This window comes from Actinoplanes sp. CA-030573 (assembly GCF_050951115.1).
GTDB lineage: Bacteria > Actinomycetota > Actinomycetes > Mycobacteriales > Micromonosporaceae > Actinoplanes.
In genome coordinates this window covers 8,709,842-8,723,417 of record NZ_CP192038.1, presented here as the reverse complement: position 1 = coordinate 8,723,417, position 13,576 = coordinate 8,709,842, and the positions used below count along the sequence as shown (strand labels likewise).

General features: G+C 71.6%; 13 protein-coding genes. 6 read left to right on the top strand and 7 right to left on the bottom strand.

What is annotated here, in order from left to right; translation table 11 throughout:
* The first annotated feature begins 192 nt into the window (after window positions 1-192).
* Window positions 193-1,779 (top strand): citramalate synthase, encoded by a 1,587-nt coding sequence (cimA, locus tag ACQP2F_RS40275; protein WP_433297162.1) that lies wholly within the window; start codon window positions 193-195, stop codon window positions 1,777-1,779.
* Here cimA and thrS read toward each other — a convergent pair.
* Window positions 1,746-2,993: a threonine--tRNA ligase gene (thrS, locus tag ACQP2F_RS40270; protein WP_433297160.1), complete on the bottom strand. Its 1,248-nt coding sequence runs from the start codon at window positions 2,991-2,993 to the stop codon at window positions 1,746-1,748. The two genes, cimA and thrS, sit on opposite strands and share 34 nt — an antisense overlap.
* 231 nt (window positions 2,994-3,224) lie before the next feature.
* On the opposite strand from thrS, the gene ACQP2F_RS40265 reads away from it, so the two are divergent.
* Complete coding sequence (locus tag ACQP2F_RS40265) at window positions 3,225-4,151, top strand: arginase family protein (protein ID WP_433297158.1); 927 nt, start codon at window positions 3,225-3,227, stop codon at window positions 4,149-4,151.
* Here ACQP2F_RS40265 and ACQP2F_RS40260 read toward each other — a convergent pair.
* The 4 genes from ACQP2F_RS40260 to ACQP2F_RS40245 all read right to left on the bottom strand — a co-directional run bounded on the left by ACQP2F_RS40260 (window position 4,117) and on the right by ACQP2F_RS40245 (window position 8,438).
* Window positions 4,117-4,635 (bottom strand): GNAT family N-acetyltransferase, encoded by a 519-nt coding sequence (locus ACQP2F_RS40260; protein WP_433297156.1) that lies wholly within the window; start codon window positions 4,633-4,635, stop codon window positions 4,117-4,119. The two genes, ACQP2F_RS40265 and ACQP2F_RS40260, sit on opposite strands and share 35 nt — an antisense overlap.
* 56 nt (window positions 4,636-4,691) lie before the next feature.
* Complete coding sequence (locus ACQP2F_RS40255; protein ID WP_433307798.1) at window positions 4,692-5,675, bottom strand: endonuclease/exonuclease/phosphatase family protein; 984 nt, start codon at window positions 5,673-5,675, stop codon at window positions 4,692-4,694.
* A gap of 103 nt (window positions 5,676-5,778) precedes the next feature.
* Window positions 5,779-7,128, bottom strand: a complete 1,350-nt coding sequence (locus tag ACQP2F_RS40250; RefSeq protein ID WP_433297154.1) for a M16 family metallopeptidase — start codon at window positions 7,126-7,128, stop codon at window positions 5,779-5,781.
* Window positions 7,125-8,438: a M16 family metallopeptidase gene (locus ACQP2F_RS40245; protein WP_433297152.1), complete on the bottom strand. Its 1,314-nt coding sequence runs from the start codon at window positions 8,436-8,438 to the stop codon at window positions 7,125-7,127. Before ACQP2F_RS40245 ends, ACQP2F_RS40250 begins: the two co-directional genes overlap by 4 nt.
* An 82-nt stretch (window positions 8,439-8,520) precedes the next feature.
* On the opposite strand from ACQP2F_RS40245, the gene arfB reads away from it, so the two are divergent.
* Complete coding sequence (arfB, locus tag ACQP2F_RS40240; protein WP_433297150.1) at window positions 8,521-8,949, top strand: alternative ribosome rescue aminoacyl-tRNA hydrolase ArfB; 429 nt, start codon at window positions 8,521-8,523, stop codon at window positions 8,947-8,949.
* Between the two features lie 728 nt (window positions 8,950-9,677).
* Here the strand turns inward: arfB and ACQP2F_RS40235 are convergent.
* Both ACQP2F_RS40235 and ACQP2F_RS40230 read right to left on the bottom strand, forming a co-directional pair.
* Entirely contained in the window at window positions 9,678-10,619 is a 942-nt protein-coding gene (locus ACQP2F_RS40235; RefSeq protein WP_433297148.1) for a 3-methyladenine DNA glycosylase, read from the bottom strand.
* Window positions 10,620-10,660: 41 nt separating this feature from the next.
* Entirely contained in the window at window positions 10,661-11,422 is a 762-nt protein-coding gene (locus ACQP2F_RS40230; protein WP_433297146.1) for an alpha/beta fold hydrolase, read from the bottom strand.
* Between the two features lie 134 nt (window positions 11,423-11,556).
* Between ACQP2F_RS40230 and ACQP2F_RS40225 the strand changes: the two genes are divergently transcribed.
* From ACQP2F_RS40225 to ACQP2F_RS40215, 3 genes are read left to right on the top strand one after another with little or no spacing between them, the layout of a single operon-like run.
* Window positions 11,557-12,405: an ABC transporter ATP-binding protein gene (locus ACQP2F_RS40225; protein ID WP_433307796.1), complete on the top strand. Its 849-nt coding sequence runs from the start codon at window positions 11,557-11,559 to the stop codon at window positions 12,403-12,405.
* Entirely contained in the window at window positions 12,402-13,247 is an 846-nt protein-coding gene (locus tag ACQP2F_RS40220) for an ABC transporter permease (protein ID WP_433297144.1), read from the top strand. Before ACQP2F_RS40225 ends, ACQP2F_RS40220 begins: the two co-directional genes overlap by 4 nt.
* 41 nt (window positions 13,248-13,288) lie before the next feature.
* Window positions 13,289-13,543, top strand: a complete 255-nt coding sequence (locus ACQP2F_RS40215) for a helix-turn-helix transcriptional regulator (RefSeq protein WP_433297138.1) — start codon at window positions 13,289-13,291, stop codon at window positions 13,541-13,543.
* Window positions 13,544-13,576: the final 33 nt, after the last annotated feature.

Sequence of the window (13,576 nt, the reverse complement as noted above, 5' to 3'; positions counted from 1 at the left end):
GACCATAGTCTCGAAAGGTGGAACAACGCTTCCCACGGCGGCCGTTAGTGGCATGCTTCATTTCGTGACCCGTCTCGTGCTCATTATTGGCACCTAGCGCGTCGGCTGACCTCTCGCCGATGCGCAGACCTCCCGCGACCGCGGGGGGTCTTTTTGTTGGGTCGTCAAATCCTCGGAAGGGAAGAAGCTCCCATGGACTACCAGGTCTTCGATACGACGCTGCGAGACGGTGGGCAGCGCGAGGGCATCAGCTACTCGGTCGCCGACAAGCTGGCGGTCGCGCGGCTGCTGGACGAGTTCGGCGTGGGCTTCATCGAGGGCGGCTGGCCCGGCGCCATGCCCAAGGACACCGAGTTCTTCGAACGGGCCAAGACCGAGCTCGACCTCAAGAACGCGGTGCTCGTGGCGTTCGGCGCGACCCGCAAGGCCGGCGTCGACGTGGCCAAGGACCCGCAGGTGCAGGCCCTGCTCGACGCCGGCACCCCGGTCGTCTGCCTGGTCGCCAAGTCCGACATCCGGCACGTCGAGCGGGCGCTGCGCACCACCGGCGACGAGAACCTGGCGATGGTCCGCGACACGGTGAGCTACTTCGTCGAGAACGGCCGCCGCGTCTTCCTCGACTGCGAGCACTTCTTCGACGGGTTCCGCTACGACCCGGCGTACACGGCGAGCGTGGTGAGCGCGGCCTTCGAGGCGGGCGCCGAGCGGGTCGTCATGTGCGACACCAACGGCGGCATGCTCCCGTCGATGGTCACCAAGGCGATCGAGGAGGTCGTCGCGCGTACCGGGGTGAGCGCCGACCGCCTCGGCATCCACTGCCAGAACGACACCTCGTGTGCGGTCGCCAACACCATCGCCGCGGTCGAGGCGGGCGTCAAGCACTTCCAATGCACGGCGAACGGGTACGGCGAGCGCCCCGGCAACGCCGACCTGTTCGCGACGGTCAGCAACGTACAGCTGAAGCTCGGGTTGCCGGTCCTACCGGACGGGTGCCTGGAGAAGGCGACGCGGGTCTCCACCGCGCTCGCCGAGATCGCCAACATCGCCCCCGACACCCACCAGGCCTACGTCGGGGCCGCCGCCTTCGCTCACAAGGCCGGGCTGCACGCGAGTGCGATCAAGGTGGATCCGCTGCTCTACAACCACATCGACCCCGAAGTGGTGGGCAACGACATGCGGATCCTGGTGACGGAGATGGCCGGCCGGGCCAGCATCGAGCTCAAGAGCAGGGAGCTCGGACTCGACCTGGCCGGCCACCCGGAGGCGCTGACCACCATCACGCAGAAGGTGAAGGACCTCGAGGCCGGCGGCTGGTCGTTCGAGGCGGCCGACGCCTCCTTCGAGCTGCTGGTGCGCGGCGAGCTGCCGGGCGAGGGCTACGTCCGCCCGTTCGCGCTCGAGTCGTACCGGGTGCAGGTCGAGCACCGCGAGGACGGCTCGGTGGTCTCGGAGGCGACCGTCAAGGTGCGCGTGCGCGGCGAGCGGGTCATCGCCACCGCCGAGGGCAACGGTCCGGTCAACGCCCTCGACGAGGCGCTGCGGGTAGCGCTGACCTCGCACTACCCGCAGCTGGGGACCGTCGAGCTGACCGACTACAAGGTGCGCATCCTCGAGGGCAGCCACGGCACCAACGCGGTCACCCGGGTGCTGCTCGAGACCGGCGACCACGAGCGCGAGTGGACCACGGTCGGCGTGCACGAGAACATCGTCGAGGCCAGCTGGGTGGCGCTCGTCGACGCCCTGACCTACGGCCTGGCCCGCACCTCGGCGCCGGCCTGACCGCCCGGACCGCTGCGGCTCGCGTCGGCGGCGGAGGCGATCATCGCGAGCGCCTCCGCCTCCGGCATCGGGGGGACCTGACGTCCGTCGCGCATCCGAAGCGCGACCAGGCCGTCCGCTTCCTCGCGCGCACCGATCACGGCCACGTACGGGATCTTCCGCTCGGACGCCTGCCGGATGCGCGCGCCGATCGACCCGTCGTGGTGCGCCTCGGCCCGCAGCCCGGCCTCGATCGCCGCCTGCCGGAACCGCCCGGCCGCCGCCGACTGGTCGGCCGAGATCGGCAGCACGTCGAGCTGCACCGGCGCGTACCAGATCGGGAAGGCGCCCTGGTGCACCTCGATGAGATGGCCGAAGAGCCGTTCCATCGAGCCGACCAGGCTGCGGTGGACCATCACCGGCCGTTCCCGGCTTCCGTCGGCGGCGACGTAGGACAGGTCGAACTGCGCCGGCATGTGGAAGTCGACCTGGATGGTCGAGATGCTCCACTCGCGGCCGGCCACGTCGCGTACCTGGATATCGATCTTCGGACCGTAGAAGGCGGCCTCGCCCGGCGCCTCGGCGTACGGCATCCCCGACTCGTCGAGGGCGTCGCGCAGCAGCTGCGAGGCCCGCGCCCACATCTTGTCGTTCCCGGCGTACTTGCCGGACTCGCCGCGCAGTGAGAGCTGGACCGAGGACGGGGACATGCCGAGCGCCGCGTGCGCCTTCCGCATCAGCCGGAGCACGCCGGCCACCTCGGCGCCGACCTGGTCGAGGGCGCAGAAGTTGTGCGCGTCGTTGAGCTGGATCGACCGCACCCGGGACAGGCCGCCGAGCACGCCCGAGCGCTCGGCCCGGTACATCGGCCCGATCTCGGCGATCCGCAGCGGCAGGTCGCGATACGACCGCTGGCGGGACTTGAAGATCAGCGCGTGGTGCGGGCAGAGGCTGGGCCGCAGGACGAGCTCGTCGCCGCCCAGGGCCATCGGCGGGAACATGTCGTCGGCGAAGTTCTTCCAGTGGCCGGACAGCTCGTACATCTGCCGCTTGCCCATCGCCGGCGAGTACACGTGCTGATAGCCGGCGCGGCGCTCGAGCTCGTGCAGGTGGGACTCCACCTCGTAACGGGCGGCGGCGCCGGCCGGCAGCCAGAACGGCAGCCCGGCGCCGATCAGCGGATCGGAGTCGAAGAGGTCGAGCTCGCGGCCGAGCTTGCGGTGGTCGATGTTCATCAGAGGTCTCCTCGCGGAAGTGGGCGAGACCCCTGGGAGCAGTCGATCGGGAGCGATCGACGACGCGACCCCGGGCATCTCGCCCGGGGTCGACAGGTCAGAGCCGATCAACGCCGGGACATCCCGGCGTCGTCGTGGCGAACCTGCGCATCATGCGGCCAAGGTTAGGTCGCGGATCGGCCTCCGTCATCCGAATATGGGCATCGACCGCCGCGACGATCGGAGGGCGAGATGGTGGACATGATCGGGGTGTGCTTCGACGGCTCGGGGCGTAGCCGGGGACAGGCGCACGCGCCGGCCGTCCTGCGCGGTGCCGGACTGGCCGGCGCGGTGCCGACCGCGATCGTCACGCCGAACATCACCGGGCCGGATCCGCAACCGACCCGGGGTCCGGGCGGCTTCCTCAACGAGCCGGCGCTGGTGGCCATGGTCGACGCCGTCCACGACCGGGTTCGCGATTCACTGCAGGAGAGGCGTTTCCCGCTGCTTTACGGCGGCGACTGCGCGGTGCTGCTCGGCGCCCTCCCGGCGTTGCGGGCCGAGTGCGGCGCCGCCGGCCTGCTTCTTCTCGACGGCCACGAGGACGCGACCCCGATGGAGTCGTCGCCGGACGGGGAGGCCGCCAACATGGAGATCGCGCTGCTCCTCGGGCTCACCGGCGGCGGTGCCCCGGCGTTGGGGCGGCGCGTGGCCGCCCTCGATCCCGACGCGACCGTGCTGGTCGGCCAGCGGGATCAGGGCTATCGCGACGCGCTCGGAGTGCCCACCATCGCGGGTCGGGTTCGGCTGCATTCCGCCGACGAGGTCCATCGCCGCCTTCCCGAGTTGGCCGAGGAGGTCGCCGATCACCTCGATCGACATGCCCCGGCCTGGTGGGTGCACGTCGACCTGGATGTGTTGCGCGGAAGCGACTTCGGTGCCTGTGACGCGGCGACCGATCCCGTCATGCCCGGTGGGCTCTCGTGGGCCGAGCTGACGTCGATCGTGCGGCGCGCCCTCGAATCGCCGCGATGCCGGGGGCTGAGCGTCGGCGTCTACAACACCGATCTCGATCCCGACCGGCGCGCCGCCGAGCCGATCGTGCGCTTCCTGGGCGACGTCCTGGCCGGCGGCCCGGCCGAAGTCACTCGGGGTCGTCGCTCAGTAGCTGGAACATGATGTGGTCGCGCCAGTCGCCGTTGATCTTCAGGTAGCGCGGGGCGAGGCCGTAGCGGCGGAAGCGGTTGCGTTCCAGGACCTTCTGCGACGCGACGTTGTGCACCAGCGTCTCGGCCTGGACCCGGTGCAGGCCGAGCTCCCGGAAGGCGAGACGGGTGATGCCGGCGACGGCGGCCGAGGCCACGCCGCGGCCGTTCGCCGCCTTGGCCACCCAGTAGCCGAGACTGGCCGACTGGAACGGGCCACGCACGATGCCGCTCAGCGTGATCCGGCCGACGATCCGGTCGTCCTCGACGATGACGTGCGGGACGTGGGAGCCGGCGTCGTGCTGCCGGAGCATGTCCTCGAGGTAGGCGCGCTGGCCCTCGGCGGTGAAGTATTCCTCGCTGCGGAACGGCTCCCACGGGGTGAGGAAGTCGCGGTTGGCGACGAGCAGGGCGGCCAGTTCCGGTGCGTCGCCGGGGGCGACAAGACGCGTGGTCACGCAGCCATCATCCGCTTGCCCGGGATTTTCGCGCCGTCCCGAGGACCAGGCGTCGCTTACGGCACAGCGGGGATGGTCAGCCGGCAGACGACCGCTCGGTGGTCGGTGTGGGGAACGGTGTGGGCGCTGATCGCCCGTACGCCCAATCGCTTGTCGACCAGCACATGGTCGATGGTCGCCGGGGGAATGCCGGGATGCTCGTAGAACGGCCAGGTCGGAGTCAGGCCCTGCCCGGTGGCGGCGGCCGCGTCCCGGTAGCCGCGCGCGATCAGCCGCCGCAGCGGCGCGTGGTCCAAAGTGGAGTTGAAGTCGCCGAGCAGGATGCGGGGCGGGCCGTCCGGGTCGGGCACGGGCTGGGCCGCTAGATCGCGGCGCCAGAGGCCGTTGTTCTCGGGCCGGGAGGGCGCGAGGGGGTGCGCCGATTCCACGAGCAGCGGCGTCGCGCCGGGTGGGTGGATCATCCCGTACGCCTGCCGGAAGCCACCCTCGTTGAGCCGGACGCCCGCCTCGCCGATCGGGTAGCGCGAGTAGACCGCCGAGCCCGCGGGTGAGTCCTCCACCGGGTCCAGCGACGAGTAGGGCAGGAGAGCGCCGAGGCCGGCCCGGTCGAGCGCGTCCCGCCCCTCCGGCGTGAACTCCTGCAGCGCCAGCACCTCGACGTCGTTGTCCTTCACCAGCCGCACGATCGCCTCCGGGTCGGCGCCGCCGAAGAGCATGTTGCTGGTCATCACCGTCAGCGGGCTGCCGGCCGCCGGGCCGCGACCGCCCGGGAACGCGCGCGGCAGCACGAAGACCGCGAACGAGAGCACCACCGCCACCGCAACCGCCGCCGCCGTCCACCTTCGGGTGGCCAGCGCCAGGATCGCCGGCAGCACCGACCAGGCCGCCACGAACGGCGTGTAGGCGAGCAGGGCGATCAGCCAGCCGCGCTCCCATCCGCCGAGCCGGATCGCCGCCCAGAACAGGCCGGGCACGATCAAAAGCCAGATCAGCAGGGTCACCGCGAGTCTTCCTCTCCGGCGGCCGGTCCCCACGCTCATGATCGTCATGATCGCGAGGCTAGCCGCGCCCGGACCGTGATTTCGCCTCGCACACAACGTCTGCACAGGGCATTCACGGCGCGGGCACGGCAAGCTCGTCGCGTTACAGCTCGGCGTCCACCAGTTCGCCGATCTCGGCGGCGGTCAGCTCGTCCCGGATCGCCGCGGCGTCGCCCTCCACCACCAGGGTCAGGCCCTTGGGGTGCAGGTACCGGGCGGCGGCCGCCGACACCTGCTCGACGGTCGACTCCAGGTACTGCCGGCGCAGCGAGGGGTAGTAGTCGTCGGGCAGGCCGTGCAGCACCAGCGTGCTCAGCGCCCCGACGATCGCGCCCGGCGTCTGCATCTCGACCGAGAGCTGACCGGCCCGCCACGAGCGGGCGACCGCGAGCTCGTCCTCGGTCACGCCGTCGAGCTGGGTGCGGGCGATCTCGCCGATCGTGTCCGCGATCGCCGGCACGGTCACCGCCGTCTGCACGCCGGCGGCGACCTCGAAGCGGCCGAAGCGGCGGGTCATCGCGTAACTGCCGCGGATGCCGTACGTGTAGCCCTTGACCTCGCGGATCAGATGGTTGAGCCGGGACGTGAAGGCGCCGCCGAGCACGGTGGCGGCCAGCGTCATCGGCACGTAGTCGGGCGTGGCCCGCTCCGGCGCCCGGTGCCCGATCCGCAGCGTCGACTGCACCGAGCCCGGCCGGTCGACGAGGATCGTGCGGCGGTGGTCGCGGACCGGCACGCCGAGCGGGCCCTCGACCGGCAGCGGCTCGCCCTGCGCGCCGGCGAAGGCGGCCTCACCGAGCGCGGTCAGGTCGAGCGTGTCGAGATCGCCGGCGACCAGCAGCACGCCCGGGCGCAGCAGCCACTCGCGGTGGAAGGCGTGCACGTCGTCCACGGTCACGGCGGCCACCGAAGCCGGATCGCCGTGCAGCGGCCGGGCATATCGCGGCTCCGGACCGGCGAACAGGTCGGCGCGCAGGGCGGCGTCGGCGCGGGGACCGGGCTGGGCCCAGTCCATCCGCAGCGCGGTCACCTCGTCGTCGCGCACCCGGGTCACGTCGGCGTCGTCGAGGCGCGGGGTGCGGGTGGCCTCGGCGGCCAGGCGTACGGCGTCGAGCAGCAGCGGGACCGGGGCCGAGACGCCGACCCGGAACGAGTCCCAGTCGACCGACGCCGACAGCTCGGCGCCGAGGCCCTCGAGCGCGAGCGCGTAGGCGGCCGAGTCGCGGCTCGTGGTGCCCTCCTCGAGTGACTTGGCGAGCACGGTGGCGGTGCCCTCGCGGCCGTCGGCCTCGTGCGCGGCGCCGGCGTCGAGCATCAGCATCGAGCTGGCCAGGAGCTGGCCGGGCAGGTGGGCGGCGACCACGGTGCCGCCGGCCACGCTGACCCGGCGGATCTCCGGGAACTCGTACGGCCGGGCCGGGCCCGCCTCGGGACGGTTGGCAACCAGCGTCATGCGTCCTTACCTTCCGGGATGTACGTGAGGGTGACCCGGGACTCGGGCTTCAGGGCGTACGCGGCGGCCTCGGTGACGTCGTCGGCGGTGACCGCCAGCCACTGCGGGAGGCGGTACGCGACGGTGGCCGGGTCGCCGAACTGAGTGGCATAGCGGCCGAGGGTGTCGGCGCGCCCGCCCACCGTGGACAGCGAGCGCCACCAGGCGGTGGTCAGCATCGCCTTGGCCCGGCTCAGCTCCTCCTCGGTGACCGGCTCGCTGACCAGGCTGCCGACCACCTCGGCCAGGCCCGCCTCGAGCTCCTCGACGGCCACGCCGTCCTTGGCGGTCGCCGTGATGATGAGCGGCGCCGGGGCGTGCGCGAGGTCGACGCCGTACGAGCCGATGTAGTCGGGCTGGGCGATCCGCTTGCCGTCGGCCAGCCGCTGGTAGAGCCGGCTGCCCCGGCCGTTGCCCAGAACCGTGGCGAGCACCGTGATCGCGTCGTACCCCTTGGTTCCGAAGGGATGCGTGCGGTGCGAGAGATAGAGGCGCGCCGCCGGGACCGCGGCCGTGACCGTCTCGCGCACGGGCGTGGTCGCCGGCCCGGGGAGGTGGCCGCTGGGCGCGGGCGGGATGTCCGGCACCGGCTCGAGGGCGCCGAAGTACTTCTCGGCGAGCTTGCTCACCTCGTCGAAGCCCGCGTCGCCGGCTACCGTGAGCACACAGTTGTTCGGCGCGTAGTACTGCTGGTGGAACGCCTTGAACGTGTCCAGGCTCGCCGCGTTCAGGTCCTCCATCGACCCGATCGTGGCGTGGTGATAGGGATGGCCGGGCGGGTAGAGCAGTTCCAAGAGGCGGAGCCAGGCATCGCCGTACGGGACATTCTCGTACCGCTGGCGACGCTCGTTCTTGACCACTTCCCGCTGGTTGTCCAGCGTTTCCTGGGTGAGCGCCGGCACCAGACCGCCCATCCGGTCGGCCTCCAGCCAGAGCGCCAGCTCGAGATGCTCGGACGGCATGGTCTCGAAGTAGTTGGTGCGGTCCGGGTTCGTGGTCGCGTTGAGCGAGCCGCCGTTGCCCTGCACCAGGCGCATGTGCTCGGTCTTCTTCACGTGCGCCGAGCCCTCGAACATCAGATGCTCGAAGAGGTGCGCGAAGCCGGTCTGGCCCGCGGGCTCGTGCCGGGAGCCCACGTCGTACCAGAGGTTGACGCAGACGACCGGTGAGCTCCGGTCCTCGCTGACCACGACCCGGAGGCCGTTAGCCAGTCGCGTGGTTTCGATAGGCCACGGATAGCCGGTGGTGACCGGCGCGCTGGGTGACGTCACCCACCCATACTGCCTCCTAACCGCGTGGCGGCGTCGTCCTAACCGCGTGGCGGCGTCGCCGGTAAGAGTGCATGCTTTGGACGTGCTCGAGGATCTCCGCGTCAACGACCGCCTGACGATCCCGGCGGCCGAGCTGGCGTGGCGCTTCTCCCGAGCCGGCGGCCCCGGCGGCCAGGGCGTCAACACCACCGACTCCCGGGTCGAGCTGTCCTGGGACCTGACCGGTTCGACCGTGCTGCCGCCGATGCTGAAGGAGCGCGCGGTGGCCCGGCTGGGGCATCGCCTCGTCCACGGGGTGCTGACCATCACGGCCTCGGAGTTCCGCTCCCAGCTGCGCAACCGCGAGGCCGCGGCCGAGCGCCTGGCCGGACTGGTCGCTTCCGCGATCGCGCCGCCGCCCCGGGCTCGCCGCGCCACCCGGCCGACGAAGGGCTCGGTCGAGAGGCGCATCGCCGACAAAAAGCGCCGCGGCGAGACGAAGCGCAACCGGCGTTCGTACCCGAGCGACTGAGACCCCGCGGCGCCCTTTGCTCTGCTTACCGATACGCGCACCCGCCCGCGGCCCGCGCATCGCTCTGCTTACCGATACGCGCGGCCGGCAGCCGCGGCGTGCAGCGTTCCCAGGCCGCCGACTCGAATCGTTCGCATCAGCGTCCAGCCGCTGCTGGGCGGTTCTCCACGCGAATCTTGAAAAGTTCGTCCGCGTGCCGGGCGCGAATTCTCCATTGCTCTGGGCGGCGCGTTCCTGGGTGGCGCTTCGCACCGCACGCGGGGGGAGGCGCCGTGTGGACGGCCGGCCGGAAATGTCGTAGCCGGGAGGTACGGTCGGCCCACCCAGTTAGGGGCGGGGTGCGAGCGGCGGCCGGTGGGCTTCCGGCACGGCGGGCTGGGTGTGCCTGGGCAGGCTTGAAACGGTGGCCGGAAGCGGCATCGTGCGCGGCCGGCTGGGGCATGGGGGGCCGGGTGCGAACTGGGGCGCGAGCGTCGGGCGCGCGCTGGGGCGTTGGGCCGGGCGCGGGCTGGAGCGTGAGCGTCGGGCGCGGGCTGGGGCGCGAGCGTCGGGCGCGGGCTGACGCATGATGGCCGGGCGGGAGCATCAGGGCCGGGTGGGGACGTGAGGGCCGGGCACGGCGCGCCCTACGCGGCTCCGGCCGCGGCGGACCGGACGCGGCGGCGGAGCCGGCCGGCGCCGGTCGGTGATCGCCCTGGCGCGTATCGGTGAGCAGAGCAAAGGGCGGCTTAGCGACGGTTGAAGGGAGCGACGGCCTCACGGCTACGGGCCGTCCCCTCGGGGCCGAGCAACTCCTCGCACACCCGGATCAGACGGGCCCGCAAGGCGGCCGCGCGCCGGGCGAACTCGCGCTGCCGGGCGACGTACTCGGCCTTGCCCTCGGGGGTCTCGATTTTGACCGGCTCGTGGCCGTAGGAAGACAGGTCGTAGGGGCTGGCCTGCATGTCCAGCAAGCGGATGTCGGAGGCCAGCGCGAAGCAGTCGAGGGCCAGCGCTCCGGGCACGGCCGGCCCCAGCTTCTGCGCCCACTTGTGCACGTCCATCGCGGCGTGCAGGCAGCCGGGCTGGTCGAGGTCGACCTGCGTCGCGCGGGTGGGCTGCAGGCGGTTGAGACCGACGGCCTCGGGCGTGAAGAACCGGAACGCGTCGTAGTGCGTGCAGCGGATCGGGTGCTGCTCGACCACCCGGTCGGTCTCGGCCTGGCCCAGCCGCAGCGGCAGCGGATGGCGGTGCTCGGGCGCGCGGTAGACCATCGCCCACTCGTGCAGGCCGAAGCAGCCGGAGAAGACCGGGCGGGACGACGTCGCGGTGAGCAGGCCGTGGATGTAGCGGACGCTCTCGCCGCGGGCGTGCAGGAACGCGTCCTGGTCGAGCGTGACCACACCGTCCGGATAGGTCAGGTAGAACTTCCAGCCGGCGTGCTCGGCCACGCCCGACGGAGCCGGCGCGAGGCCGGTGCCGATGCCGGGATGCCAGCGGCGCAGCAACGCCGGCCGGGTGCCGTAGTAGTCGTAGAGGAAGTCCTCGATCGCGTGCTTCTCGCCGGTGGCGCGGCGGGCGCGGTGGCCGGCGGTCATCTCGTCGGCCCGCTCGGCGTGGGCGCGAGCGAGGGGAATCCAGGTGACCGCGGGCAGCGTCGTGGTGAGCGCCCTCACCTGCTTGATCCCCATCGCACCAGCGTATCCAGCCGAGGCGATCAACACGATCACCGCTACGCGCGAATGAGCCCCGCCACGGCCGAGGGGGCGCCCAAGTCCGGGGCGTTATGGTCGAATTCGGGCGTCACGACGACCTTCGCGTTCGGCATCGTCTCCACCAGCAAGGGCAAGACCTCCTGGAGGTACGCCGGGGAGCGTCCGCCGCCGAGCAGCAGCACCGGGGCGGTGACCGCCGTGTAGCGGGTCGCGTCCGAGTCGAGCGCCGCCGTCACCCGCTGCTCGCGGATCACCGTCGGCAGCACCGCGCGCGTGTCCCGCCCCTCGGCCGTGCAGCGTTGCATCACGAAGGTGAGGGCGGTGACGACCGGACCGCCGGGCACGAAGTCCATCGCGTGCAGGAAGTGGACCATCGCCCGCGCGTCCTGCCCGGCCGCCAGCCGCCGTTCGTATTCGGGCAGCCACGCCGACGGCATCGAGCCGTGCACGCTGACCCCGGGCTCGTAGGCGATCACCCGGTCGAGGTCGGCCCGCATCGCCGCGTGCAGCGCGATCAGCCCGCCGTAGCTGTGCCCGAAGACCTGCCGCGCGCCGGTCGCCGCCAGCACGTCGAGCACGTCGCCGACCTCGGTCTCCATCCCGTACGAGTCGTCCTGCGCCGGGCTGCGGCCCCGCCCGCGCCGTTCGATCACATGCACCGTGTACGCGTCGGCCAGCGCCGCCGCCAGGCTCGCATAGTGCCGCGCCCGCCGCGTGGTGCCCGGGATGACGACCAGCCCGGGACCCGTTCCCGTAGTCACGATATCGACAGAAGGCATGCGAAGGAATGTAGTACATCTACTACAACTTTGATACCGTGCTGGACATGGGAGGAATGACTTTGACGGGGGCTCTCGACGTCGGCGCCGACACGCCGGCCGAGGAGCGGGTCATCGACGTCCGTGATCTGCGGATGCGTTACGGCACGAAGGACGTGCTCTCCGGCGTCAGCTTCACGGCCCGGCGTGGCGAGGTGCTCGCGCTGCTCGGGCCGAACGGGGCGGGCAAGACCACCACGATCGAGATCCTCGAGGGCTTCCGGATGCGGTCGGCCGGCGAGGTGAGCGTGCTGGGCCTCGACCCGGCCGGCGCCGGTGAGCGCTGGCGCGCCCGCATCGGCGTGGTTCTGCAATCCTGGCGCGACCATGGCAAGTGGCGGGTGCGCGATCTGCTCAAGCACCTGGGTACGTACTACGCGCCGTACTCGACCGATCGGATCGGCCGCCCCTGGCCCGTCGACGACCTGCTCGACGTGGTGGGCCTCGCCCCGCTCGCGAACCAGCGGGTCATGCGGCTCTCCGGTGGCCAGCGGCGGCGGCTGGACGTGGCGATCGGCATCGTCGGCCGCCCCGAGCTGCTGTTCCTCGACGAGCCCACGGTCGGCTTCGACCCGGCGGCCCGGCGCGAGTTCCACGACCTGGTCCACCGGCTGACCGATGTGGACGACACCACGATCCTGCTCACCACCCACGACCTCGACGAGGCGGAGAAGCTGGCCGACCGCATCGTGATCCTGGCCGGCGGCCGGATCATCGCCAACGGCTCGGCCGACGAGCTGGCCCGGCAGGTGGCCGGCGACGCCGAGATCCGCTGGACCCGGGACGGGCAGCGGTTCGTCCACTCGGCCCAGGACGCGACCGCGTTCGTCCGGCAGCTCTTCCTGCAGTTCGGCGAGGAGATCGGCGACCTCGAGGTGCGGCGCAACAGCCTGGAGGACACCTACATGAAGCTCGTCCTGACCGCCGAGGGGGGCACCCAATGATCTCGACCCTGCGCAACGGCGTGACCCGCGGCGGCATCGAGCTGCGGCAGACGCTGACGACACCGACCGACCTCTGGGCGTACCTCTTCCCGGCCGTGATCCTGCTCGCCACGGTCTTCTTCATGCGGGGCGCCCACGTGCCCGGCACCACCTTCTCGCTCGGGGCCAGCACCCTGCCCAGCGTGCTCGGGATGGGACTGGCGTTCGGCGGCCTCCTCACGGTGGCCCAGCAGCTGGTGGTCGAGCGGGAGGACGGCACGCTGCTGCGGGCCAAGGCGACGCCGAACGGGATGAGCGCGTACCTGATCGGGAAGGCGGTCGTGGTCGGCGGCATGACGCTGATCAGCATGCTGATCCAGCTCGTTCCCGGACTGCTGGTGGTCGGCGACGGCCTGCGCGTGACGGCGACCGGCTGGCTGATGCTGGCCCTGCTGATCCCGCTGGCGTTCCTGGCCACCATGCCGATCGGGGCGGTGGTCGGCGCGCTCTTCGAGAACCCGCGCAACATGGGCCTGGTCGTGCTGCCGATCTTCGGGCTGGTGGCGATCTCCGGCATCTTCTACCCGATCACCGCGCTGCCGGGCTGGGTGCAGGCCGTCGGGCAGCTCTTCCCGATGTACTGGCTAGGGTTGGGCATGCGCTCGGTGTTCCTGCCCGACTCGATGTCGGCGGTCGAGCTCACCCACTCCTGGCGGCATCTCGAGACGTTCGGCGTGCTGGCCTTCTGGACGGTGCTGGGCCTGACGCTGGCGCCGGTGATCCTGCGGCGCATGGCCCGCCGCGAGTCCGGTTCGGCGGTCGCGGCCCGCCGCGAGCGCGCGCTGGCCTCGGTCAACCGTTGAGGAAGCACCGTTGCGGAAGCGCTCGACCACCTGAGGAAGCAATGAGCAGCGAAATCACGTACAACCGGATCGCCATGCTGCGCGCCGAGCGCGGCATCTCCCGGCGGCAGCTCGCCGACGCCCTGGGTGTCCACTACCAGACGGTGGGCTACCTCGAGCGCGGCGAGTTCAGCCCCAGCCTGCACCTGGCGCTGCGGATCTGTGCGTACTTCGAGGTCCCGGTCGAGGTCGTCTTCGCGCTCGAACCGTTCCCGCGGCTGGGCGCGGAGTCGAACGGCGCCTCGCGACCGGCGTAGATTTCGGGAGAGGTTCTAGAAGATGGGATTCTT

Excerpts from the sequence above, each read along its gene's own strand:
- ACQP2F_RS40255 (WP_433307798.1), bottom strand. The coding sequence starts at position 5,675 with ATGAGCGTGGGGACCGGCCGCCGGAGAGGAAGACTCGCGGTGACCCTG.
- ACQP2F_RS40225 (WP_433307796.1), top strand. The coding sequence starts at position 11,557 with ATGCGTTACGGCACGAAGGACGTGCTCTCCGGCGTCAGCTTCACGGCC.
- cimA (WP_433297162.1), top strand. The coding sequence starts at position 193 with ATGGACTACCAGGTCTTCGATACGACGCTGCGAGACGGTGGGCAGCGC.
- ACQP2F_RS40265 (WP_433297158.1), top strand. The coding sequence starts at position 3,225 with ATGGTGGACATGATCGGGGTGTGCTTCGACGGCTCGGGGCGTAGCCGG.
- ACQP2F_RS40230 (WP_433297146.1), bottom strand. The coding sequence starts at position 11,422 with ATGCCTTCTGTCGATATCGTGACTACGGGAACGGGTCCCGGGCTGGTC.
- ACQP2F_RS40235 (WP_433297148.1), bottom strand. The coding sequence starts at position 10,619 with ATGGGGATCAAGCAGGTGAGGGCGCTCACCACGACGCTGCCCGCGGTC.
- ACQP2F_RS40250 (WP_433297154.1), bottom strand. The coding sequence starts at position 7,128 with ATGACGCTGGTTGCCAACCGTCCCGAGGCGGGCCCGGCCCGGCCGTAC.
- ACQP2F_RS40220 (WP_433297144.1), top strand. The coding sequence starts at position 12,402 with ATGATCTCGACCCTGCGCAACGGCGTGACCCGCGGCGGCATCGAGCTG.
- thrS (WP_433297160.1), bottom strand. The coding sequence starts at position 2,993 with ATGAACATCGACCACCGCAAGCTCGGCCGCGAGCTCGACCTCTTCGAC.
- ACQP2F_RS40215 (WP_433297138.1), top strand. The coding sequence starts at position 13,289 with ATGAGCAGCGAAATCACGTACAACCGGATCGCCATGCTGCGCGCCGAG.